The following is a 22,165-nucleotide window of genomic DNA, read 5'->3' as shown; positions in this document are numbered from 1 at the left end:
ATGTCCGCGCAAGGAACACCCCAGGAGATCGGTCAGATCAGCTTCGGGCTGATGGACCCCGAGGAGTACCGCGAGATGTCGGCCACGAAGGTCATCACGGCCGACACCTACGACGACGACGGCTTCCCCATCGACATGGGCCTGATGGACCCCCGCCTGGGCGTCATCGACCCCGGGCTGGAGTGCAAGACCTGCGGCAAGCACTCCGGGTCCTGTAACGGCCACTTCGGCCACATCGAGCTGGCCGCGCCGGTCATCCACGTCGGCTTCGCGAAGCTCATCCGCCGCCTGCTCCGCGGGACGTGCCGAGAGTGTTCGCGGTTGACCCCCGTCGACGGCCGCCGCGAGGCCGACGCCGAGCAGAAGGCCGAGGAGCGCAAACGGGAGTACCGCGAGAAGCTCGAACGGACCGCCGAGCTCAACGAGGACATGTCGGACGTGCTCAAGTCGGCCATCCGCGAGTGCCGCAAGGTCGACTACTGCCCGTACTGCGGCGCCAAGCAGTTCGACATCAAACACGAGAAGCCGACCACCTACTACGAGATCATCGAGGTCCCCCACGGGGAGCTCTCCAAGCGCCTCGAACGCGCGATGGACCCGCCGGAGGGCGAGGCCGTCCGGCCGAGCGATATCGCCGAGGAGCTCGACGACGACGACTTCGAGGCCGACCGCATCCGCGAGTTGCTCTCGGGCACCTACCGTCCGGACCGCAACGACATCGAGCGCCTGAAGAATCTCGGGCGCGCGCTCGGTCGGCTCAACGACCTCGACGAACTGGAGGAAGACGTCAGCTCCGCCGCGGAGTACCTCGTCGAGGAGGACATGGACAAGCTGATGCCCTCGGACATCCGCGACTGGTTCGAGGAGATCCCAGACGAGGACATCGAAGCGCTGGGGATCAACCCCGAGCGCTCGCGGCCCGAGTGGATGATCCTGACGGTGCTTCCGGTCCCGCCGGTCACCGCTCGTCCCTCCATCACGCTGGACAACGGTCAGCGCTCCGAGGACGACCTCACCCACAAGCTGGTCGACATCATCCGCATCAACCAGCGGTTCATGGAGAACCGCGAAGCGGGTGCGCCCCAGCTGATCATCGAGGACCTCTGGGAGCTGCTGCAGTACCACGTCACCACGTTCATGGACAACGAGATCTCGGGCACGCCGCCGGCCCGGCACCGCTCCGGCCGGCCGCTCAAGACCCTCTCCCAGCGCCTGAAGGGCAAGGAGGGCCGCTTCCGTGGCTCGCTGTCCGGGAAGCGCGTCAACTTCTCGGCGCGGACCGTCATCTCGCCGGACCCGACGCTGTCGCTGAACGAGGTCGGCGTCCCCGACCGCGTGGCGACTGAGATGACCCAGACGATGAACGTCAACGAGCGCAACCTCGAAGAGGCCCAGCGCTACGTGTCGAACGGCCCCGAGGCCCATCCGGGGGCCAACTACGTCCGCCGCCACGACGGCCGTCGCCTGAAGGTCACCGAGAAGAACTGCGAGGAGCTCGCCGAGAAGGTCGAGCCCGGCTGGGAAGTGTCCCGTCACCTCATCGACGGCGACATCGTGATCTTCAACCGGCAGCCGTCGCTGCACCGGATGTCCATCATGGCCCACGAAGTGGTCGTGATGCCGTACAAGACGTTCCGCCTGAACACGACGGTCTGCCCGCCGTACAACGCCGACTTCGACGGCGACGAGATGAACATGCACGCGCTGCAGAACGAGGAGGCCCGCGCGGAGGCGCGCGTCCTCATGCGCGTGCAGGAACAGATGCTCTCGCCGCGGTTCGGCGAGAACATCATCGGTGCCATCCAGGACCACATCACGGGCACCTACCTGCTGACACACACGAACCCGCAGTTCAACGAGACGCAGGCGCTGGACCTGCTCCGTGCGACCCGGATCGACGAGCTGCCCGCGCCCGACGGCGAGGAGGACGGCAAGGCCTACTGGACGGGTCGGACGCTGTTCTCGGAGCTGCTGCCCGACGACCTGAACGTCGAGTTCACCTCCTCGGCGGGCGACGAGGTCGTCATCGAGGACGGCCAGTTGCTCTCGGGGACCATCGACGAGGACGCGGTGGGCGGCTTCGGCGGCGAGGTCGTCGACACCATCGCGAAGGAGTACTCGAAGACCCGCGCGCGCATCTTCGTCAACGAGGTGTCGACGCTGGCGATGCGCTCGATCATGCACTTCGGGTTCTCCATCAGCATCGACGACGAGTCGATCCCGGGGGAGGCCGAGGGCCAGATCGACGAGGCCATCGACGACGCCTACAGTCGCGTCCAGAAGCTCATCGAGACCTACGAGGCCGGCGAGCTGGAGTCGCTGCCCGGTCGGTCGGTCGACGAGACCCTGGAGATGAAGATCATGTCCACGCTCTCGAAGGCCCGCGACACCGCGGGCGACATCGCCGAGGACCACTTCGGCGACGCGAACCCGGCGGTCGTCATGGCCGATTCGGGGGCGCGTGGATCGATGCTGAACCTCACGCAGATGGCCGGCTGTGTCGGCCAGCAGGCGGTCCGCGGCGAGCGGATCAACCGCGGCTACGAGGACCGCACGCTCAGCCACTACAAGCCCAACGACCTCTCCGCGGAGGCCCACGGCTTCGTCGAGCACTCCTACCGGAGCGGGCTCGAACCGCGTGAGTTCTTCTTCCACGCGATGGGCGGCCGCGAGGGGCTGGTCGACACCGCAGTGCGTACGTCGAAGTCCGGCTACCTGCAGCGGCGGCTGATCAACGCGCTGTCCGAACTCGAAACGCAGTACGACGGGACGGTTCGGGACACCAGCGACACCATCGTCCAGTTCGAGTTCGGCGAGGACGGCACCTCGCCGGTCGAGGTCTCTTCGAACCAGGAAGGCCCGGCCGTCGACGTGGACAATATCGTCGACCGCGTCGTCGACGCGGAGTTCGACTCCGAGGCCGACAAGGCGAAGTTCATCGAACGCGAGCCGGAGCCGACGAACATCTCCGAGCACGCCGACGACTGGTGGATGGAAGCGGCGGGGGGTGACTGACCGTGGAGATCACCGAGGACGTGCGGGCCCTGGTCGAGGACACGGAGCTCCCGCGCCGACTGAAAGACGACGTGTACGAGCGGCTCGAATCCCACGGCGACCTGACGCTCGAACAGGTCGACGACATCGCGAAGGCGGTCGAGAGCAAGTACGTCGACACGCGCGTCGACCCGCTCGACCCCGTCGGGACCGTCAGCGCCCAGTCCATCGGGGAACCGGGGACGCAGATGACGATGAACACCTTCCACTACGCGGGGGTCGCGGAGATCGACGTGACCCAGGGGCTGCCCCGGCTCATCGAGCTGGTGGACGCCCGGAAGGAGCCCGACACCCCGATGATGACGATCCACCTCGAGGACGAGTACGCCGAGGAGCGCGAGCGCGCTCACGAGGTCGTCTGGGAGATCGAGTCGACGAAGATCCTCCAGCTGGGCGACGTGTCGACGAACGTCGCCGACATGCTCGTCCAGGTCGACCTCAACGAGGACACCCTCGAAGAGCGGTGGCCGACCGCCGACAACCTCGAATCGGTCGTCACCGACATCGCTTCGACCATCGAATCGAAGCTCGGCGTCGAGGTGCAGACGCCGGCGCCGACGGTCGTCCAGTTCGGCCCGGACGAGCCCAGCTATCGCGACCTGCTCCAGCTGGTCGAGGAGCTGCGCGACATCGTCTTCAAGGGGATCGAGGAGGTCTCGCGCGTGGTCATCCGGAAGGAGGAGACCGACGACGGCGAGGAGTTCGTCCTCTACACCGAGGGGTCGGCCCTGGGCGACGTGCTCGGGCTCGACGGCGTCGACGCCTCGCGGACGACGTGTAACAACATCCACGAGATCCACCGCCAGCTCGGTATCGAGGCCGCCCGCGAGGCGATCATCAACGAGACGATGAACACGCTCGAAGAGCAGGGGCTCGACGACGTGAACATCCGCCACCTGATGCTCGTCGCGGACATCATGACCAACCGCGGCTCCATCGAATCGATCGGTCGCCACGGCATCTCCGGCAACAAGGAGTCCGTGCTGGCCCGCGCGGCGTTCGAGGTGACGGTCAACCACCTGCTCGACGCCGCCATCCACGGCGAGGTCGACGACCTCAACGGCGTCACCGAGAACGTCATCGTCGGCAAGCCGATCAAGCTGGGTACCGGCGACGTGGACCTGCGGATGGCCGCGGGTCGCGGCGACGGCGCCGAAGAGGCCGACTGATGACGGACCGGGACGCATGACCGTCACGCTCTCCGACGAGGCGATGGGACTCATCGCGCTGTTCGAGGACGAGACCGGCGCGACGGCCCGGGACTGCGTCGTCGACGAGGAGTACGACCGGCTGGTCTTTCTCGTCGCCGCCGGCGAGATGGGCGAGGCCATCGGCCCGGGCGGCCAGCACGTCCAGTCGGTCGAACAGCAGCTCGACCGGGAGATCAAGCTCGTCGAGGACGCGCCCACGGCGGCGGACTTCGTCGCCAGCGCGCTCTCGCCTGCGGCGGTGTACAACGTCACGATCAGCGAGAACGACGACCGGGTCGCCTACGCCGAGGTCGCCGACGAGGATCGGGGCGCCGCCATCGGCAAGGGCGGGCGCAACATCGACGCCGCGCGCGAACTCGCCGCTCGCCACTTCGACATCGACGAGATCGAGTTGACGTAGGGCGGCGCTTCCGGACATCCGCTCGCCGACTTTCTGCCCCCGACTTCTCCGGCCCGGTTCTCGACGGCAGCGGCGTCACCCGCCCCGCAGGCTCCCGTCCGCTCGGCCGACAGCGGTCGGTCGTCGGTTCTCGGCGTTCGACCCGTCCTCGGTGACGTTGCCGATCCGGAACGTCCAGACGGCGAAGTACTCGAGCTGGCCGTCGTACCAGAAGTCGCGACTGTCGAGTTGCTCGGAGATGGCGCGGCGCTGAGAGCGGTTGGTCCGCCACTCCGAGACGAGCAGCCAGACCTGGTCGCCCCGTGCGCGCCGTTCCGCGACGACTTCTCCGACGGTGTCGGCCTCGCTCGCCCGGACGGCGGTGGTCGACTCCCCGCCGGCGACGTGGACGGTGGGGTAGAACCGCCCGGGCACCTCGCCGCCGACGACGACGATGTGCGGGTCCTCGCCGTGTCGCTCGACGCCCTCGACCGCGCCCTCCCACTGGGGGTTCTGCGGCGAGCCCTGGAGCACGACGACGGAGCCGGCCATCGCCAGCAGGAGCAGCCCCGCGACGGCGAAGCGGCCGGCGCCGATCTGCGTCCAGCGGAGTTCGGCGATCCCGCGGGCGACGAGGAGGAACAGTCCGATCGACGCCGCGGCGGTGTACTTCGCCCGGTAGATCGGTTCGACCGTCAGCGAGACGACGAACGGGACCACGACCGGCACGACGAGGACGACCAGCAGGAAGGTCGCTCGCCGCGACGGAAGCAGTCGGTCGAGTCGTCCGGTCGGCGAATGCTCGGGGTCGGCGTCGCTGAACAGCGCCCAGCCGGCGAGCGCGAGCGAGGCGACGATGAACCCTATGGCCCACGAGTCCCACAGCCAGCCGTACTCGAAGTAGCGGGCGACGGTGTCGACGAGCAGGCCCGGCTCGGGGACCGGGATCCAGGTTGGCGAAGCGCTGTCGAACGGCGGGTATCCCAGCAGCCGCATCCCGAGCACTGCCAGGAACGGGCCGAGCAACAGGGCCGTCACGGCCTGCAGGCCGACCCAGTCCCGGAGGAGCTCGGTCGCTCGCGACCGCTCCGACCGGAGCGCGTGGACAACCAGATAGCAGTTCTGGGCGAGGACCAGGAACAAGCCGAAGACGTGCGTGTAGCCGAGCAGTACCGTCGCGGCGACGTAGCCGGCGACGGTTCGCCGGGAGCGGTCGCCGTCGAACACGAGCCGGACGTACCAGTACAGCGACGCGACCGCCAGCGCGGTGTACAGCGAGTACATCCGCGTGTCCTGCGAGAAGTAGAGGTGCATTCCCGACAGCGCCAGCATCGCTGCCCCGATGGTAGCGGTCTCGCGGTCGTAGAGGCGCCGCCCGAGCGCGAACAACAGGCCGACGGCCGCGACGCCGAAGACGACCGACAGCGACCGGGTCGCCACCTTGCTCGCGCCGAAGACCGCGGTCCACCCGCGGAGCAACAGGTAGTACAGCGGCGGATGCGGGTCTTCGAGGGGAAGTTCCGTCAGTATCGCCAGCGTCGAGCGCTCGGTCGCGTACGTGATCGAGTACACCTCGTCCATCCAGAGGCTCTCGGCCGTCAGCGCGCGGAGACGGACCACCAGCGCGACCACGAGGACCGCACCCAGGAGCGCGACCGACTCGAAGTCGTCCACTCGCTCGCTCACGTCGTCCGGGAGCGCCGACCGCACTGGATCTGTCACACCCATGACCCACCAATACTATTGGAAGACAATAAATTATTTTCTATTGTCTATTCGAACGGCACTCGCGAATCGGCCTCGGCGGGCGCCAGGGTCCGTCACTCGCCGATTCGTCGGAGTCGCGGTCGCACGTCGGTCTCGATCGTTTCGACCACGTCTGCGACCAGCTTCGGACGGAACGTCCAGAAGCCGGTGTAGGCGCCGGGGCCGTCCTTGCGGGCGACGAGCGCGCCGCCGCCCCGGTCGCTGTCGACGACGACGAACCAGTGGTCGCCGACAACGTCGCCGTCGTCGTCGGCGTGGACCGACAGTCCATCAGCCGTCGGCGGTCGCCAGTCGGGCACGCCGTAGAGGTTAGTGTCCATCCCCCGTTCGGCGAGCGTGAGGTACGTGTCCAGCGTGTGGCGTTTGTCGCGCAACCGGGACAGGCGCTGGAAGCCGGCGTGGACGGTCCCCTCGCCGGCGGCCAGCGCCCGCTGTTCGATGTGGCGTGAGACGCCGACCATCGGTGTCCGCGCTTCGCCGGTGACCGTGTACACCCGGTTGTCCAGGCGGGCGAGGGACTGCTGGACTCCGGCCACGTCGATCTCCGTGAGCGGGCCCACGTCGTTCGCGCCGGTCGGTGAGTCGCCCGCCGGGCCGCTCGCCTCTCGCTCGCCGTCGGTGAGCGCACCGGTGCCGACACCGGAGTCGAAGAGGTACGCGTGGAGGTCGCCGAGGTCGACGGCGCCCAGACAGCGGTCGCCGTCGGTGGCGAGGAGCGTCTCGGTGGGGAGCGCGGGGTCGTCGACGCGGGTCACGTCGGAGAGGTTCAACCGGTCGAAATACGCCATCACGTCGTCGAGCGGCGCCCCTTCGCTGGCGTTGACCGCGACGAGTTCGCGGCGCTCACCGGCGAGGCCGTCGATGACATCGTCGAGCGGACGGGACATACCTCGTGTGTGGAACGTCCAGCAGCAAAAGACCCGGTGTCGCCCGGGCCGGTGTCGCAGGGGTCGTCGAGGCCGCAACGGGTGGAAACCGCTCCGGCCGGGCCACGTGGGACCGTCACAGGCCACGCGCCGAAAGAGGACGCTTAAGTACCTCCGTCGGGTATCCACGGCCACTATGGCGAACGGCAAATACGCCGCCCGCAAACTGAAGAAGGACCGCCAACAGCATCGGTGGTCCGACTCCGACTACGCGCGCCGCGAGCGGGGCCTCGGACAGAAGTCCGACCCGCTGGAGGGCGCGCCCCAGGGGCGTGGCATCGTCCTGGAGAAGGTCGGTATCGAAGCGAAACAGCCCAACTCCGCGATCCGGAAATGCGTCCGGGTCCAGCTCATCAAGAACGGGAAGCAGGTCACCGCGTTCTGTCCCGGTGACGGCGCTATCTCGTTCATCGACGAGCACGACGAGGTCACCATCGCCGGCATCGGCGGCGCGAAGGGTCGCGCGATGGGCGACCTCTCGGGTGTCAACTACAAGGTCGAGAAGGTCAACGGCGTCTCGATGATCGAACTCGTTCGCGGCAACGCGGAGAAACCGGTCCGATAATCATGAGTGCTGACGACGAAGCCCCCGAGCCCGAGGCCCCGGCCGGGACAGACGACGAGGACGCGCCCGCCAAGCTCTTCGGCGAGTGGGAGGTCACCAACATCGACTACTCTGACCCCTCGACCGAGCGCTACATCACCGTCACCCCCATCGCCCACACGATGGGTCGCCACGCCGGCAAGCAGTTCCAGAAGTCCGAGATCAGCATCGTCGAGCGGCTGATCAACCGACTCATGCAGACCGAGGAGAACACCGGCGACAAGCAGAAGGTCATGCGCATCACGCGCGACGCCTTCGACATCATCCACGAGCGCACCGACGAGAACCCCGTCCAGGTCCTCGTCTCCGCCGTGGAGAACGCCGCCCCGCGCGAGGAGACCGTCCGCCTGAAGTACGGTGGCATCTCGGTCCCGAAGGCCGTCGACGTCGCGCCCCAGCGCCGCGTCGACCAGGCCCTGAAGTTCATCGCCGAGGGCGTCTACAGCGACTCGTTCAAGACGCCGACCGACGCCGAGGAAGCGCTGGCCAACCAGCTCGCCTCGGCCGCCAACGACGACGTCTCCGCCTACGCCGTCAACCAGAAAGAGGAGAAGGAACGCGTCGCCGCCGCTGCCCGGTAATCTCTCTCCGCTTTTCCGTCTTCGCTCGTCCGTGAGCCGCTGGTTCGTTCACGCCTCCGACTGCTCGAGCGTCGTCGCGAACTGCTCGTTTCCAAGGGCGGAGACGTGTCGGACCTCGGTGACCGCCGGGAGTTCGCCGGCGAAGACGACTTCGACCTCGTAGTGGATCCGCTGGACGAGGTCCATCACGAACTCCTCGCCGGTCGAGACGGTGCCCACGTCGACAGCGAGTCGCCGTTCGTTCGGTGCGTACGAGACTCGCCGGGCACAGCCCTCGTGGTTCGAGCCGCCGTCGAAGAAGACGCCGCTCACGGTGACCGTCGTCTCCTCGTCGTCGTACGCGACCGTCGCCTCGTCCTCGGTCGGCCACGGTCCCCCGCCGACCTCGTAGTCGCGCGTGAAACTCCAGCGTCGGATCCCCGAGTCGACCATGGGCGAGAGTTGGCCGGACCCGTCAATCAACCTGTGGTCGGCGTGGGAATCTCTCTCGTGCCTGGTCGATCGAACGCGCTCGGATAGCCCCACATCGAGCCCACGCCCACCGGTCCGTAAGACCCAACCGCAGGGCGGTTCCACGGCCGACAATGGTTCCCCTCCCCCTCCAGTCCGGCGGCGGTGCGGAACTGCTGACCATCCTCCTGTTCGCGACCGTGCTGTCGGTCCCGGTGGTGTTGATCGTCGGTGTCTTCCTGAAGCGCGCGCTTCGCCGGGACCGGGAGGTCGACGAACTGCAGGAGTGCGTCGAGGAACTGGAGTCCGAACGGGAGTGAGCCCTGAACCGGATCGCCCAATTCGCTCTGAATCGCCTCAACCGTGCTCGCTGGGGACAGCAGGCGCTGAAAGCCCCGCCCCGCTCGCTAGCTGGAGGAGCGACCGCACCTGACAGCAGGCGCTGAAAGCCCTCGGCCCGCTCGCGGTCGCTGAACGACATATCCTCGCGGTCGAGGGCCGCTTCGGATAGGGGTCGCTCAGGCGACCACGTGAACGCGAGCGGGCCTCGCCCTTTCAGTCCACCAGGAACCGCACGGCACCGCGGCAGCTACCGCCCCGCACGGCACCGCCGACGGCCACACACCTCCCCAGCCGATTGCGGTGTCTGCGGGCGACCCGCGAGTCGCCCGCATGGCCCGAGGGAGCTCCGCTCCCTCGCTGCTCACTCCGTTGCGCTCCTCATCCCTCGCACGGTTCCGTCGCGCGCACGAAAGCGCGCGACAGCGTGCGCCACTGTGGCTGATCTCCAGGTTCGGCCACTCAGATCCCCATCTCGTTGCGGAGAAAGAGGCCAGTGGACTTCAGGTAGGAAGGGCGGGCGATCCGGTCGCGCTCGTCGTCGGTGAGTTCGAAGTCGAAGATCGCGGCGTTCTGGCGGAGGTGCTCGCGGGAGGTGGTCTTGGGAATGGTGGCGACGTTCTCGAAGCCCGTGACCCACCGGAGCGCGACCTGGACGGGGGTCTTGTCGTGGCGCTCGCCGATCTCGGTGAGGACGGGGTCGTCGAGCAGGCCACCGTGGGCGAGCGGGCTGTAGGCCGTGAGCATCGTGTCGACTTTGGCGCAGTACTCGCGGAGCGCCCCGTGGGTGTAGAAGGGGTGGAATCGCACCTGGTCGGCGAGAATGGGGACGGTCGACTTCTCGCGGGCGCGCCGCAGGCGCCAGCGGCGGAAGTTGCTGACGCCGGCGTGGCGGATCTGGCCGTCGTCGCGCAGTTCGGCCATGCCGCGGGCGGTGTCGCGGAAGGAGACGAGCGGGTTCGGCCAGTGGAGCAGGAGCAGATCGACGTAGTCGGTTCCAAGTCTATCGAGGCTCTCCCGGGTACTCTCGACCACGTCGTCGCGGCGGGCGTTGCCCGGCGTGACCTTAGTCGTGATCCACACGTCCTCGCGGTCCACGGCCGAGTCAGCGAGGGCGCGACCCACTTGCTCTTCGTTGTCGTACATCTGGGCGGTGTCGATGTGGCGATAGCCGAGTTCGAGCGCGGCCGAGACCGTCTCGTAGCACTCTCGACCGGTGAGCTGCCACGTCCCGAGGCCGACAGCGGGGACCTCGACGCCCTGGACGGTGACGTGTTCCATGGGCCGACTGCGAACTGTCGGGAGGTAAATCCCCGGTCGGCGGTCGCGGCCGGCATCTGCCCGGCCGATCTCGTATACCAGTGACTATTTACCGGTTGACGGAGCAGGGTGGCCCATGGCACAGGAGTACGAATCGGTCGACCTCGTGGGCGACGACACGGTGCGAAACCTGGCGGGGGCGGCGGTACTGGCCGCGCTGACGGCGGCGCTCGCACAGCTGTCGATCCCGATCCCGAGCGTCGGGGTGCCGTTCTCGCTGCAGCCGTTCGGCCCCTTCCTCGCCGGGCTGGTGCTCGGCCCGCTGTGGGGTGGGTTCGCGATGGCGCTGTACCTCGCGGCGGGGACGGCGGGCGCGCCGGTGTTCTCGAACGGCGCGGCGGGCATCGGCCACTTCGGCGGGCGGACCGGTGGCTTCCTCGTCGGGTTCGCGCTGTCGGCGGTCGTCGTCGGTGCGGTCGCCCATCGTGGGATCGAGGTGCGACCCGTCTCGGAGCTGTCCGTCCCGGTCGAACTCGTGGCGGTGGCCGCGGGGCTCGTCGTCGTCTACGCGGTCGGTCTCCCGTGGATGGCGGAGGTACTGGGGGTCTCCGTCGGGAGGGCGGCCGGACTCATGGCTCCGTACGCCGTCCCGGACGTGGTGAAGGTGTTCGTGACCGTCGCCGTCGTCGAGGGCGGCGCCGTCGCCGTCCGGGAATGATCGAGACGGAGTCGCTCGTCCACCGCTACGGCGACGCCGCGGCCGTCGACGGCGTCTCGCTGACAATCGACGACGGCGAGGCCGTCGCGGTCGTCGGCGCCAACGGCAGCGGCAAGACGACGCTGGTCAGGCATTTCGACGCGCTGCTGGAACCCGACGAGGGGAGCGTCCGCGTCGACGGACGCGACGTGACCGACGACCCCGTGTACGCACGGACGCGCGTGGGGATGGTGTTTCAGAACCCGCGCGACCAGTTCGTCGCCGGAACCGTCGGCGCCGACGTGGCCTTCGGGCCGGAGAACCTCGGACTCGACCGGCCGGAGATCGACCGCCGCGTCGACGGGGCGCTCGAAGCGGTCGACATGGCCGGCCGCGGTGACGAGCGGATCGACCGCCTCTCGGGCGGCGAGCAGGCGCGGGTCGCCCTCGCGGGTGCGCTGGCGATGGAACCCGACCACCTCGTGCTCGACGAGCCGCTGGTCGGCCTCGACCTGTCGGCTCGCGAGTCCGTCCTCGGCCATCTCGACGCGCTGGCCGCCGAGGGGACGGGGCTCGTCGTCGTCACTCACGACTTGCGCGACGTGGCCGACCTGGTCGACCGGGTGGTCGGGATGACCGACGGCCGCGTCGCGCTAGACGAACCGACCCCTGCGGCGCTGGACCGGCTGGACGAGCTCGGGGTCCGCGACCCGCAATGTTGACCTACGAGCCCGGCGACTCGCCCGCCCACGGGCTCGACCCGCGGGCGAAACTCGCCGTCCAGTTCGGGCTCGCTATCGCGGTGTTCGCCGACCCGACCGCCCGCGGGTTCGCCGTCGGCGGCGCGGTCGCCCTGGCCGCGCTGGCGGCCGGCCGGCTCTCGCCGTTGCGGGTCGTCCGCACGTACTGGGCGGTCTTCCTGTTTCTCGCGGTCGGGCCCCTGCTGGGCGGCGTGGCGCTGGGCGAGCCGTGGTTCCGCGTCGGACCGGCCGTCGAGTCGCTGCGGTCGGTCGCGAGGGTCGTCCCCGTCGTGTTCGTCGGGGCGGTCTACGTGCGGACGACGCCGGTCCGCGAGACGCGGGCGGCGATCCAGCGGGTCGTCCCGGGGAAGGTCGGTCGGCTGTTCGGCGTCGGCGTCGGGCTGGTCTTCCGGCTGTTCCCGGTCGTGCTGGCGGACCTGCGGGCGACCCGGCGGGCGGTCCACGCCAGGGCGGGCGGCCGCCGGCCGCTGCGCGACCGCGTCCGACGGATCCTGACCCGGGGGTTGCAGCGGTCGTTCCTGCGTGCCGACCGGCTGGCGCTCGCGCTGCGCGCCCGGTGTTTCGCCTGGAATCCGACGCTCCCCGCGCTCGCCTTTCGGCGGCGGGACTACCCGGTGGCGGCGCTGGGCGTCGCGCTCGCGGCCTGGCCGCTGGTCGTCTACCTTCCCGGAAGATTCATTCCGGTCGCGTAATAGGAATCGGACATGCAAAGCGACTCGACGGACCGAGACGCGGCCGCCCGGGGGCGGTCGCGCCGGCGGTTCCTCGCGTTGACCGCTGCCGGCGTCGCCGGCCTGGCTGGCTGTTCGACCCAGACAGCGACACAGACGGACGGAGGCGGTCCGACCGACGGGAGCGGCGGTGACGGCACCGACGGTGACGGCAGCGGCGGGTCAGACGGAGACGCGGACGGCGGCTCGACCGGTGACACGACCACCCCGGAGTCGGTCGTCGGCACCCCGCTCGAATCCTGGTCGGGCTACGACCCCGGATGGGAACCGCCGACGAGTTCGCCGCTCGACGCGACGCTCGGCGCCGAGGTTCTCGTCGAGAACCTGGAGGTCCCGTGGGACATCGCGTTCGCCCCCGACGGGGACATGTTCGTCACCGAGCGCGTCGGACGCGTGTTGCGGTTCGACGGCGAGAACGTCAGCACAGTCGCCGAACCCACCGAGGCCATCGACGCTGGTTCCACGGAACCGGGCTCGGACGAGCGCCCCTGGTGGGTCAAGGGCGGCGAGGGCGGCACCCTCGGGGTCGCCGTCCACCCGACGTTCCCAGAGCCCGCGCACATCTTCGCCTACTACACCTACACGACAACGGAGAACGGCGAGCGGACGAAGTACAACAAGGTCGCCGCCTTCGACGTCGAGTCGGAGACCCCGGGCGAGCCGGTCTCGACGGTCGTCGACGGCATCCCGGCGAACAGCTACCACAACGGCGGGCGGATCACCTTCGGGCCGCGCAACTACCTCTGGGTCACCTGCGGCGACGGCGGCCAGCCCGACGACGCCCAGGACCCGAGCAGCCTCGCCGGGAAGATCCTCCGCGTGACCCCTTCGGGAGAGCCCGCGCCGGACAACCCCGACCTGGGCGGCGACGCCGACCCCAGAGTGTTCACCTACGGCCACCGCAACCCCCAGGGGGTCGTCTGGCTGCCCGACGGCACGCCGGTCAACTCCGAGCACGGCCCGACCGGCCGCGACGAGATCAACCGGCTGGTCCCAGGCGACAACTACAGCTGGAACGAGGTGTACGAGCCCGATGACTACCCCGGCAGCGGCTTCCACCCGCCGCTGTTCAACACCGGCGCCCAGAGCTTCGCGCCGACTGGGTCGCTGTTCTACACCGGCGACGCCGTGCCGGCGTTGCGGAATCGGATGGTCACCGGCGGCCTCGTCAGCCAGCAGTTGATCGTCACGACGTTGACCCCCGAGGGGGGCACGCTTCCGCCTGCCGAGGACGCCTACACCCAGGTGACCGACGACTGGTCGGACCAGGCCTACACCGCGACGGTTCACACGACGATGAAGAACGAACTCGGGCGCATCCGCCACGTCGAGCAGTCGCCCGACGGGGATATCTACGTGATCACGTCCAACCGCGACGGCCGCGCGAACGAGGGGTTCCCCCGCGAGCAGGACGACGTGCTCGTCCGGCTCACGCAGGAGTAGAGTCGCGGGCAGCCCAACGTTTTCCGGTCAGTCCGCGGCCCGCTCGCCGCCGGTCGCGTACGCTCGGGTCACGTCCACCAGCGCCTTCCGGTACTCGCTGTCGCCGGGGTCGCGCGCCAGCGTCCGAAAGCGGCGGGTGAACGACGCCACGTCGATCTCGGGGGCATCCTGTGCGGCCGCGTGCGCCAGGTCGTAGATCCGATGGTCGTCGTCGACGAGGTCGTGGCGTTCGACCAGTCCCAGCGCGAAGGCGGCGTTGACTGCGGTGATGTCGGGGTCCGCTGCCGGGGTGAGGCGGTCCCATGCGGGCGGGTCACGGGGTCGGTCCGCGACAGCCGCCGCGAGGCTGGATTCGAGGAAGGGCACGAGCTTGTCCGCCGGTGCGACCTCCAGCCACACGTCGTCGGCGTAGATGTCTTTCATGTGGTTGGCGATCTGGTAACAGTGGGTGAGCTTGCGCCGCTCGACCGACCGACCGGCCAGCGCGAGGAAGATGACTTCCTCCATCGACTGGGTGTGGGAGGGGTGGTCCCGCTCGTAGTGGTGCATGTGCGCGAACTCGTGAAGCGCGAGCTCGCGCGCCATCGCCGACGTGGCCGCCTGCTGTGAGATGACGAACAGGTGGCTCTCCTCGTCGTGGCTCACGCGTGTCCGCTCGTCGGGATCCTCGCGGATCTCGACGGTGACTGGCCGCTTCAGCGTCCGTTCGGTCTCGAAGAGGTCGCGCGCCCCGAGAATCGGCGCTTCGGGACCGGGGCCGCGCACTCGCACGTCCATACGCTCCGAGTCAGGGTTTACGCCAGTATTACTCTTGCGGGGAATTGGCACGGTTTCGGGCCGTTCCGCCGGTCGACGGGGCGCCGCTCCGCGTGCTTCGAGTTGTCGCACGCGAATGGAAACAGCACCCTTTTGACGCCCCCATTGATAGAATGCCGTATAATGGGCCGACGTAAGAAAATCGTACAGGAATGCGAGACACTGATGGACAAGCCGGAGCAGATCCGGAATATCGCCATCGCGGCGCACGTCGACCACGGGAAGACGACGCTGACGGACAACCTGCTCGCCGGCGCGGGCATGATCTCCGACGAGACCGCGGGCGAGCAGCTCGCGATGGACACGGAGGAAGACGAGCAGGAACGCGGGATCACCATCGACGCGGCCAACGTCTCGATGACCCACGAGTACGAGGACACCAACCACCTCATCAACCTCATCGACACGCCGGGCCACGTCGACTTCGGCGGTGACGTGACCCGCGCGATGCGCGCCGTCGACGGCGCGCTCGTGGTCGTCGACGCCGTCGAGGGCGCGATGCCCCAGACCGAGACCGTCCTGCGACAGGCGCTCCGCGAGGGCGTCAAGCCGACCCTGTTCATCAACAAGGTCGACCGCCTGATCTCCGAGCTCCAGGAGGGGCCCGAGGAGATGCAGGAACGCCTGCTCGCCGTCATCCGCGACGTGAACGAGCTCATCCGCGGGATGACCGAGGAGATGGAGGACATCAACGAGGACTGGACGGTCTCCGTCGAAGAGGGGACCGTCGGCTTCGGCTCGGCGCTGTACAAGTGGGGCGTCTCGATGCCCTCGATGCAGCGGACGGGCATGGACTTCGGCGAGATCATGGAGCTCGAACGCGCGGACAACCGCCAGGAGCTCCACGACCGGACGCCCCTCTCGGACGTCGTGCTCGACATGGTCTGTGAGCACTTCCCGAACCCCATCGACGCCCAGCCCCGTCGTATCCCGCGCATCTGGCGCGGCGACGCCGACTCCGACGTGGCCGAGACGATGCAGCTGGTCGACGAGGACGGCGAAGTCGTCCTGATGGTCACCGACATCGGGATCGACCCCCACGCCGGCGAGATCGCCGCCGGCCGCGTCTTCTCGGGCACCATCGAGAAGGGCCAGGAGCTGTACGTCTCCGGGACCGCCGGGAAGAACCGCATCCAGTCGGTCGGCATCTACATGGGCGGCGAGCGCCAGGAGGTCGACCGCGTCCCCGCCGGTAACATCGCCGCGGTCACCGGTCTCCGCGACGCCATCGCCGGATCGACGGTTTCGTCCATCGAGATGACGCCGTTCGAGTCCATCGAACACATCTCGGAGCCGGTCATCACGAAGTCCGTCGAGGCACAGAACATGGACGACCTGCCGAAGCTGATCGAGACGCTCCAGCAGGTCGCCAAGGAGGACCCGACCATCCAGATCGAGATCAACGAGGACACCGGCGAGCACCTCATCTCCGGTCAGGGTGAGCTCCACCTCGAAGTGATCGGCCAGCGCATCGAGCGCAACCAGGGTATCCCGATCAACACCGGCGAACCGATCGTCGTCTTCCGCGAGGCGCCCCAGACCGACTCCCGGGAGGTCGAAGGCATCTCGCCGAACCGTCACAACCGCTTCTACATCACCGTGACGCCGCTCGGCGAAGACATCGTCGAGGCCATTCAGCACGGGGAGGCCTCCATGGACATGCCCGAGCTGGAACGCCGCGAGGCGCTCCAGGAGGCCGGCATGGACAAGGACACTTCCCAGAACGTCGAGCACATCCACAACACGAACGTCATCATCGACGACACGAAGGGGATCCAGCACCTCAACGAGACGATGGAGCTGGTCCTCGAAGGGATGGAGGAGGCGCTCAACGACGGCCCGCTCGCCGCCGAGCCGGTTCAGGGCTCGCTCATCCGCCTCCACGACGCGCGGCTCCACGAGGACGCCATCCACCGCGGCCCGGCCCAGGTCATCCCGGCGACCCGCCAGGCCATCCACAACGCCCTCATCGACGCCGAGGTGCGCCTGCTGGAGCCGATCCAGGAGGTCCGCATCGACGTGCCCAACGACCACATGGGCGCCGCCTCGGGCGAGATTCAGGGTCGTCGTGGCCGCGTCGACGACATGTACCAGGAAGGCGACCTGATGGTCGTCGAGGGCGTCGCGCCCGTCGACGAGATGATCGGCTTCTCCTCTGACATCCGGAGCGCGACCGAGGGTCGCGCCTCCTGGAACACCGAGAACGCCGGCTTCCAGGTCATGGCCGACAACCTCCAGCGCGAGACCATCATGGAGATCCGCGAGCGCAAGGGCATGAAGCAGGAACTCCACGAAGCGATCGGCTACTTCTAACTCCGCACCCCGTTCTTTCGGTCTTCTCGCCGGCTCGGTGACTCCCGGTAGAAACTGTCTACAGTCGCGCTGGGTATCCGTCCGTCTCGCGAGCCCTCAGCGTCGGGGTGGTCACCGCGTCGCTCACCCGACCAGGTCGCGATAGATCGCGCGGTAGTCGTCGCTCCCGTCGACGCGCTCGTCGTAGCGCACGTCGCCGTCGGCGAGGACGGTCAGCCGGTCGAGCGACGGACCGAAGGCGTCGAGGTGGTGGGTCGAGACGACCACCGTCGGGTCGCCCTCGCAGTAATCGGCGACGAACCCGACGACGCGTTCGCGGGCGGCGTCGTCGAGTTCGTCGAGCGGTTCGTCGAGCAGGACGAAGGCGGGCCGGCGGACGAACGCCAGCGCCACGTCGAGCAGGCGCTGGTAGCCGCCCGAGAGGTCCGCGGCGACGCGCGAGCGAACCTCGTCTAGTCCAAGACCCGACCGGACGTTCGCGAGCCAGTCGTCGCCGGCGTCGCCCATCGCGGCGAACACCCGCAGGTTCTCGTCGACGGTCAGGTCGGTGTAGACGCTCGGCGTCTGGAAGCCACAGCCGATCCGGCCCTCGGGACGCGAGATCGTCCCCGAAGTCGGCCGGTCGAGACCGACCACGAGCGACAGCAACGTCGACTTGCCCGACCCGTTGGGGCCGACCAGCGCGTGGAGGTCGCCGGCCTCGATCCGGAGGTCGACACCGGCGAGCGCGGTGACGCCGTCGTAGCGCCTGACCACCCCGTCGAGGCGGATCTCGTGGGCCGGATCGCCGTCGGCCCCCTCGTGGCGGTCAGCCATCGGGACCCCTCCGCTCGTAGGCGACGACACTGGCCGCGAGCCAGCAGCCCGCCGCGACGGCGACACCGACCAGCAGGAGCAGACGGCCGGTGAACAGCCCGGGCGAGAGGCCCTTCAGCGCGACCGCGCGGACGACGACCGTCGCGTGGTATACCGGACTCCAGCCGGCGATGGTCCGACGGACCGCCGAGAAAAAGCCGGTCGGGTAGACGGGGTTCGAGAAGGCGACGACTCCTCCCAGGAGCGCGACGTTGACGAACCGGCCGGCGACGGAGAATCGGGTCGCGAAGGTGACCCCGAGGCTCACCGCGACGAGCGCGGCGCCCGTCAGTCCGACGACGGCGAGCGCCGCGGGGTCGGCGACCGAGACGCGATAGCCGAGGGCAACGCCGGCGAGGCCCATGCTCGCGACCGCGGCGGCGCCGAGCGCGGCGAACAGCGCGGCCTTCGCGGCGAGCAGCGCCCACAGCGACGACTCGACGCGCACGCGGTCGAACACCCGTTGCTCGCGGGCCAGGTGGTAGGGCACGTAGGTAAAGGCGTAGATCGCGAGCAGGTAGACGAGTCCGGTCGTGAAGAGGAACTCAGGGAGCGTCCGCTGGGCGCCGACGATCCGTCGCTCGACGGTCACCGTCGACGGGAACACGCCCGCGCGGTCGCGGAGGGTCCCCGTCACCGCTACCGACGGGTCGACGTAGGTGACCATCCCGCCGTCGACGGCCAGCGAGAGGGTGACGTTCGCACCGCTCTCGTAGAGGCCGTGACCGACGGTGAGGACGCCGTACACCCGCTCACGGTCGAGCGCGGTCCGCGCGGCATCGAGCGACTCGTAGCTCCGCGGCGCGGAGACCGTCCGCGCGAGGCCGGCGACGGCCTGCAGTTCGTCCTCGGTCACGGCGTCGTCGGCGGGCACGACCGCGACCGGCACGTCCTGGGGGACGGTCCGGTCGAAGGAGGTCGTAGCGACGCCGAACAGGGCGGGGGCGAGCAGGAAGACGACGGCGACGGCTCGCCAGTTGCGGCGGAGCCAGAACAGTTCCTTCCGGAGGAGCGGTGCGTCCATTCGAGAACAGTGAGACGGGGGACCGTCTTAAGCGAACTGTGCCGCGGCCGCCCCCGTCGCGACGCCGGTCGCCGCCGAGCTCTGGCCGCCGGTCAGGATCGACCCGTACCAGCGGATGAGCGTCTCGGCGGTCTCGATGTCCGTCTCCCGCGAGACGGTCACCGTCGTGCCGTCACGGCTCACGTCGGTTTCGCGGAGCTCGGTCTCCAGGGTCTCGTTCTGGATGGCGCCGGCCTGGATGGAGATGAACCCCTGCGCGAGGTCCTCGACGTCCCGGGCGGTGTCGGTCGAGTTCGTCAGGATGCGCGACTCGGTGCCCAGGGCCTCGCCGTCCTCGGTGATGTAGTAGGTCCCCGAGGTGATGTGGAGGTCGTTGTACGCCTCGGCGTACGCGGTGACGTTCAGGCCGGTCGACTGGCCCATCGTCCGGTTGATCTGCGTGACGTTGACGTTCTGAGAGCTCTGTGCGTACCGGAAGTAGCCGTCACGAGTGTCGTCGAACGCACGGCGCAGGTCGCCGTCGACGGGGTCGGCGTCGTCGACCTCGACGTCGACGGCGTCGGCGACGGCCTGCTCGGTGCCGAAGACGTATTCGTTACCGTCGAGGACGGCGACCCACTGGTCGGGCTCGGGCGGCCCGAAGGTCGTGACGTTGTCCTCCTCACGCTCTTCGGGCTTGTAGACGGTCACGCCGTCGACGGTCGTGTTGCGGTACGTCCGGTTGGTCTGCTCCGAAACCGCGTCGACCACGTCGGACTTCTGCCAGTCGGCCTCGACGATGACGCCCTGATAGGGGGGCGACGTGAAGTTCGCCTGGCGCTGGCTGTAGACGATGGCCTGATCCATCGCACGCGGGTCGAGGCCGGTCTCGTTCTCGACCTCGTCGAACGCGCCCGTCAGGTTCGCCGGAACCATCTCGACCGGCGAGGTGGTTGCCATCTCGTCGTCGGTCTCGTCGGCCTCGCCCGGCTCCGTCGCGTTGACCGAGCCGACCGTGGCGTTGTACCCCGTCGCGTAGAGGCGCTCGGCCGTGTCGGACTCGATGACGCTCGCGTCGAAGACGGCGACGCTGTCGACACCGTCGGGCACCGGCTCGAGCAGGGCCGAGTCCTGCGAGCCCGTGACGCCGTCGAGTGCGCCCATCTGTGCCGCGGCGACGCCGCCGACCGCGAGGAACGCGACGACGACGAGCGCCTTGGCTGCTGTACTGCTAACCGTGCCTGTCGGTATGGAGGGCATTCCGTTTACATCTACTCGAACATGTCAGTAATAAGTATCGGTTTCGCCGTGGGCGCTCGCGGCGCCGAGGTCGCGGTCGGGCGACCGGCGTCGGACGATCGGAATGGCCGGATTGATATAGCCGCCCGCTGTGAGTCTCCCCTAATGAGCGCACGTGAGCGCACCGAGGAGGTGATCGGGCGATGAGCGACTCGACCGACGAGGTACGCGCGTACACAGTTCGACTCGAACTCGTCGACGAGCCGGGCGAACTGCTGCGGGCGCTGCACCCGATCGCCGACAACGGCGGGAACCTCCTCTCGATCTTCCACGAGCGGGGCAACCTCACGCCGCGCGGGCACATCCCCGTCGAGGTCGACCTGGAGGCCACCCCCGAGCGCTTCGAGGAGATCGTCGACGCGCTCCGCGACGCCGGCATCAACGTCATCCAGGCCGGCGCCCAGCACTACAGCGAGTCGCTGACGATCGTCCTCTCCGGCCACATCGTCGACAGCGACCTCTCGAACACCCTCTCGCGCATCCGCGAGACGACCGAGGCGACGGTGACGGACCTCTCGCTGTCGGCGCCTGAGGGGACCGAGGACGTATCGAGCGCGCGCCTGCGACTGGCTACCGAGGAGGGGGAGACCGATTCGACGCTCGGCGCCGTGCGCGACATCGCCGCCGAGAAGGACCTCCGTCTGGTCGAGCCGCTTACCGTAGGTGATGCGGCGTGAGACTCGCGGTACTGGGCGCCGGCGCCGTCGGCGCCGCCGTCGCGGAGCTGGCCACCGACTACGGTCACACCGTCACCGCGCTCGCCGACTCCTCGTCGGCCGCCGTCGACCCCGAGGGGATCGACGTGGCGACCGCGCTGGAGTCCAAGCGGACCGACGGCGCCGTCGGAAGCGACGACCCCGAGGCGGCGCTCGACGGCGAATACGACGTTCTCGTCGAGGCGACGCCGACGACGCTCGGCGACGCTCAGCCCGGCTTCGGCCACGTCCGGACCGCACTCGAACGCGACCGCCACGTCGTCCTCGCTAACAAGGGACCGGTCGCCGAGCGCTACGGCGAGGTGCGCGCGCTCGAACGCGAGAGCGACGGGCAGGTGCTGTTCGAGGCGACCGTCGGCGGCGCGATGCCGGTCCTCTCGACGATCGCCGACTTCGACTCCGACCACATCACGGCCGCCCGCGGCGTCCTCAACGGGACGGCGAACTTCATCCTCACGCGGATGGCCGCCGAGGGGCTCGACTACGAGCACGTCCTCGCGGAGGCCCAGGACCTCGGCGTGGCCGAGGCCGACCCGGCGTTCGACGTGGAGGGGACCGACGCGGCGCTGAAGTGCGTCATCGTCGCTAACGTCCTCGCGGGGAACGGCCGCGAGTACACCCTCGACGACGCCGAGGTGCAGGGCATCGAAGAGATTCCCGGGAGCGCGCTCGACCTGGCGACCGAGGACGGTCGAACCGTCCGGCTCATCGGCGAGGTCACGCCCGCCGGCGAGGTGCGCGTCGGGCCGCGACTCGTCCCCGCGAACGGGACGCTCGCCGTGACGGGTACCGAGAACATCGTGCAGCTGGAGACCGAACACGCCGGACAACTCAACATCTCCGGACGCGGCGCGGGCGGCCCCGAGACCGCGAGCGCCGTGCTCGCCGACGTGGGCCGGCTGCCGGAGCGATAGCCAGAGAGTCTCGACCCCGCCGCGCGGCCCCGAGGGACCGAAACGC

Annotated in this window: 21 protein-coding genes; 13 read left to right on the top strand and 8 right to left on the bottom strand. The window is 68.9% G+C overall.

The genetic code is table 11. The features are described from left to right. Genes C475_RS17845 through C475_RS17835 form a run of 3 tightly spaced genes read left to right on the top strand, consistent with a single transcriptional unit; the run spans position 1 to position 4,665 of the window. A complete protein-coding gene (locus C475_RS17845; protein ID WP_006885271.1) occupies positions 1–3,015 on the top strand; it encodes a DNA-directed RNA polymerase subunit A' in 3,015 nt (1,004 codons plus the stop codon). Positions 3,016–3,017: 2 nt separating this feature from the next. After that, positions 3,018–4,223 (top strand): DNA-directed RNA polymerase subunit A'', encoded by a 1,206-nt coding sequence (rpoA2, locus tag C475_RS17840; RefSeq protein ID WP_006885270.1) that lies wholly within the window; start codon positions 3,018–3,020, stop codon positions 4,221–4,223. Positions 4,224–4,239: 16 nt separating this feature from the next. Then, entirely contained in the window at positions 4,240–4,665 is a 426-nt protein-coding gene (locus tag C475_RS17835; RefSeq protein WP_006885269.1) for a NusA-like transcription termination signal-binding factor, read from the top strand. A 75-nt stretch (positions 4,666–4,740) separates the two neighbouring features. Here the strand turns inward: C475_RS17835 and C475_RS17830 are convergent, their stop codons facing one another. Together C475_RS17830 and C475_RS17825 are read right to left on the bottom strand one after the other, a co-directional pair. After that, the gene (locus tag C475_RS17830; protein WP_161625212.1) at positions 4,741–6,366 is read right to left on the bottom strand and encodes a glycosyltransferase family 39 protein; all 1,626 of its coding nucleotides are present in this window, start codon (positions 6,364–6,366) and stop codon (positions 4,741–4,743) included. 98 nt (positions 6,367–6,464) lie between these two features. Next, entirely contained in the window at positions 6,465–7,298 is an 834-nt protein-coding gene (locus C475_RS17825; RefSeq protein ID WP_006885267.1) for a DICT sensory domain-containing protein, read from the bottom strand. A 175-nt stretch (positions 7,299–7,473) separates the two neighbouring features. Between C475_RS17825 and C475_RS17820 the strand changes: the two genes are divergently transcribed. Further along, entirely contained in the window at positions 7,474–7,902 is a 429-nt protein-coding gene (locus C475_RS17820; protein WP_006885266.1) for a 30S ribosomal protein S12, read from the top strand. Positions 7,903–7,904: 2 nt separating this feature from the next. Beyond that, a complete protein-coding gene (locus C475_RS17815) occupies positions 7,905–8,522 on the top strand; it encodes a 30S ribosomal protein S7 (RefSeq protein ID WP_006885265.1) in 618 nt (205 codons plus the stop codon). Positions 8,523–8,570: 48 nt separating this feature from the next. On the opposite strand, the gene C475_RS17810 is transcribed toward C475_RS17815, so the two are convergent. Continuing rightward, on the bottom strand, positions 8,571–8,954 hold the full coding sequence (locus tag C475_RS17810; RefSeq protein WP_006885264.1) for a hypothetical protein: 384 nt from the start codon (positions 8,952–8,954) through the stop codon (positions 8,571–8,573). A gap of 152 nt (positions 8,955–9,106) precedes the next feature. Between C475_RS17810 and C475_RS17805 the strand changes: the two genes are divergently transcribed. Beyond that, a complete protein-coding gene (locus C475_RS17805; protein ID WP_006885263.1) occupies positions 9,107–9,292 on the top strand; it encodes a hypothetical protein in 186 nt (61 codons plus the stop codon). Positions 9,293–9,773: 481 nt separating this feature from the next. On the opposite strand, the gene C475_RS17800 is transcribed toward C475_RS17805, so the two are convergent. Continuing rightward, positions 9,774–10,592, bottom strand: coding sequence for an aldo/keto reductase (locus tag C475_RS17800; protein ID WP_006885262.1), 819 nt, complete (start codon positions 10,590–10,592; stop codon positions 9,774–9,776). Between the two features lie 115 nt (positions 10,593–10,707). Here C475_RS17800 and C475_RS17795 point away from each other — a divergent pair, with 115 nt between their 5' ends. The 4 genes from C475_RS17795 to C475_RS17780 are packed head-to-tail and all read left to right on the top strand — an operon-like array spanning position 10,708 to position 14,203. Continuing rightward, positions 10,708–11,289: a biotin transporter BioY gene (locus tag C475_RS17795; protein ID WP_006885261.1), complete on the top strand. Its 582-nt coding sequence runs from the start codon at positions 10,708–10,710 to the stop codon at positions 11,287–11,289. Further along, positions 11,286–11,990, top strand: a complete 705-nt coding sequence (locus C475_RS17790) for an energy-coupling factor ABC transporter ATP-binding protein (RefSeq protein WP_006885260.1) — start codon at positions 11,286–11,288, stop codon at positions 11,988–11,990. The genes C475_RS17795 and C475_RS17790 overlap by 4 nt, the downstream gene beginning before the upstream one ends. Beyond that, positions 11,984–12,721 (top strand): energy-coupling factor transporter transmembrane component T family protein, encoded by a 738-nt coding sequence (locus C475_RS17785; RefSeq protein WP_006885259.1) that lies wholly within the window; start codon positions 11,984–11,986, stop codon positions 12,719–12,721. The genes C475_RS17790 and C475_RS17785 overlap by 7 nt, the downstream gene beginning before the upstream one ends. A 12-nt stretch (positions 12,722–12,733) precedes the next feature. Further along, positions 12,734–14,203 carry a PQQ-dependent sugar dehydrogenase gene (locus C475_RS17780; RefSeq protein WP_006885258.1) on the top strand — a complete coding sequence of 490 codons (1,470 nt, stop codon included), beginning with the start codon at positions 12,734–12,736 and terminating at the stop codon, positions 14,201–14,203. Positions 14,204–14,230: 27 nt separating this feature from the next. Here C475_RS17780 and C475_RS17775 read toward each other — a convergent pair whose 3' ends face one another. Beyond that, on the bottom strand, positions 14,231–14,980 hold the full coding sequence (locus C475_RS17775; RefSeq protein ID WP_006885257.1) for a DUF5781 family protein: 750 nt from the start codon (positions 14,978–14,980) through the stop codon (positions 14,231–14,233). Positions 14,981–15,142: 162 nt separating this feature from the next. On the opposite strand from C475_RS17775, the gene C475_RS17770 reads away from it, so the two are divergent. Next, on the top strand, positions 15,143–17,332 hold the full coding sequence (locus tag C475_RS17770) for an elongation factor EF-2 (protein WP_006885256.1): 2,190 nt from the start codon (positions 15,143–15,145) through the stop codon (positions 17,330–17,332). A gap of 123 nt (positions 17,333–17,455) precedes the next feature. Here C475_RS17770 and C475_RS17765 read toward each other — a convergent pair whose 3' ends face one another. Genes C475_RS17765 through C475_RS17755 form a run of 3 tightly spaced genes read right to left on the bottom strand, consistent with a single transcriptional unit; the run spans position 17,456 to position 20,450 of the window. Further along, a complete protein-coding gene (locus tag C475_RS17765; RefSeq protein WP_006885255.1) occupies positions 17,456–18,148 on the bottom strand; it encodes an ATP-binding cassette domain-containing protein in 693 nt (230 codons plus the stop codon). Beyond that, on the bottom strand, positions 18,141–19,211 hold the full coding sequence (locus tag C475_RS17760; RefSeq protein ID WP_006885254.1) for an ABC transporter permease: 1,071 nt from the start codon (positions 19,209–19,211) through the stop codon (positions 18,141–18,143). Before C475_RS17760 ends, C475_RS17765 begins: the two co-directional genes overlap by 8 nt. 27 nt (positions 19,212–19,238) lie before the next feature. Then, positions 19,239–20,450, bottom strand: coding sequence for a hypothetical protein (locus C475_RS17755; protein ID WP_006885253.1), 1,212 nt, complete (start codon positions 20,448–20,450; stop codon positions 19,239–19,241). A gap of 182 nt (positions 20,451–20,632) precedes the next feature. On the opposite strand from C475_RS17755, the gene C475_RS17750 reads away from it, so the two are divergent. Beyond that, positions 20,633–21,166, top strand: coding sequence for a hypothetical protein (locus C475_RS17750; RefSeq protein ID WP_006885252.1), 534 nt, complete (start codon positions 20,633–20,635; stop codon positions 21,164–21,166). Beyond that, a complete protein-coding gene (locus C475_RS17745; protein WP_006885251.1) occupies positions 21,163–22,119 on the top strand; it encodes a homoserine dehydrogenase in 957 nt (318 codons plus the stop codon). The genes C475_RS17750 and C475_RS17745 overlap by 4 nt, the downstream gene beginning before the upstream one ends. The last annotated feature ends 46 nt before the right edge of the window (positions 22,120–22,165 follow it).

Source organism: Halosimplex carlsbadense 2-9-1 (assembly GCF_000337455.1).
GTDB classification, from domain to species: Archaea; Halobacteriota; Halobacteria; order Halobacteriales; family Haloarculaceae; genus Halosimplex; species Halosimplex carlsbadense.
This window is presented reverse-complemented; position numbering and strand designations above follow the sequence as displayed.

Bases quoted from the DNA above. Each gene is read 5' to 3' on its own strand.
- C475_RS17845 (WP_006885271.1), top strand. From the start codon at position 1: ATGTCCGCGCAAGGAACACCCCAGGAGATCGGTCAGATCAGCTTCGGG.
- C475_RS17835 (WP_006885269.1), top strand. From the start codon at position 4,240: ATGACCGTCACGCTCTCCGACGAGGCGATGGGACTCATCGCGCTGTTC.
- C475_RS17825 (WP_006885267.1), bottom strand. From the start codon at position 7,298: ATGTCCCGTCCGCTCGACGATGTCATCGACGGCCTCGCCGGTGAGCGC.
- C475_RS17820 (WP_006885266.1), top strand. From the start codon at position 7,474: ATGGCGAACGGCAAATACGCCGCCCGCAAACTGAAGAAGGACCGCCAA.
- C475_RS17815 (WP_006885265.1), top strand. From the start codon at position 7,905: ATGAGTGCTGACGACGAAGCCCCCGAGCCCGAGGCCCCGGCCGGGACA.
- C475_RS17810 (WP_006885264.1), bottom strand. From the start codon at position 8,954: ATGGTCGACTCGGGGATCCGACGCTGGAGTTTCACGCGCGACTACGAG.
- C475_RS17805 (WP_006885263.1), top strand. From the start codon at position 9,107: ATGGTTCCCCTCCCCCTCCAGTCCGGCGGCGGTGCGGAACTGCTGACC.
- C475_RS17800 (WP_006885262.1), bottom strand. From the start codon at position 10,592: ATGGAACACGTCACCGTCCAGGGCGTCGAGGTCCCCGCTGTCGGCCTC.
- C475_RS17795 (WP_006885261.1), top strand. From the start codon at position 10,708: ATGGCACAGGAGTACGAATCGGTCGACCTCGTGGGCGACGACACGGTG.
- C475_RS17790 (WP_006885260.1), top strand. From the start codon at position 11,286: ATGATCGAGACGGAGTCGCTCGTCCACCGCTACGGCGACGCCGCGGCC.
- C475_RS17785 (WP_006885259.1), top strand. From the start codon at position 11,984: ATGTTGACCTACGAGCCCGGCGACTCGCCCGCCCACGGGCTCGACCCG.
- C475_RS17780 (WP_006885258.1), top strand. From the start codon at position 12,734: ATGCAAAGCGACTCGACGGACCGAGACGCGGCCGCCCGGGGGCGGTCG.
- C475_RS17775 (WP_006885257.1), bottom strand. From the start codon at position 14,980: ATGGACGTGCGAGTGCGCGGCCCCGGTCCCGAAGCGCCGATTCTCGGG.
- C475_RS17770 (WP_006885256.1), top strand. From the start codon at position 15,143: ATGGGCCGACGTAAGAAAATCGTACAGGAATGCGAGACACTGATGGAC.
- C475_RS17765 (WP_006885255.1), bottom strand. From the start codon at position 18,148: ATGGCTGACCGCCACGAGGGGGCCGACGGCGATCCGGCCCACGAGATC.
- C475_RS17760 (WP_006885254.1), bottom strand. From the start codon at position 19,211: ATGGACGCACCGCTCCTCCGGAAGGAACTGTTCTGGCTCCGCCGCAAC.
- C475_RS17755 (WP_006885253.1), bottom strand. From the start codon at position 20,450: ATGCCCTCCATACCGACAGGCACGGTTAGCAGTACAGCAGCCAAGGCG.
- C475_RS17750 (WP_006885252.1), top strand. From the start codon at position 20,633: ATGAGCGACTCGACCGACGAGGTACGCGCGTACACAGTTCGACTCGAA.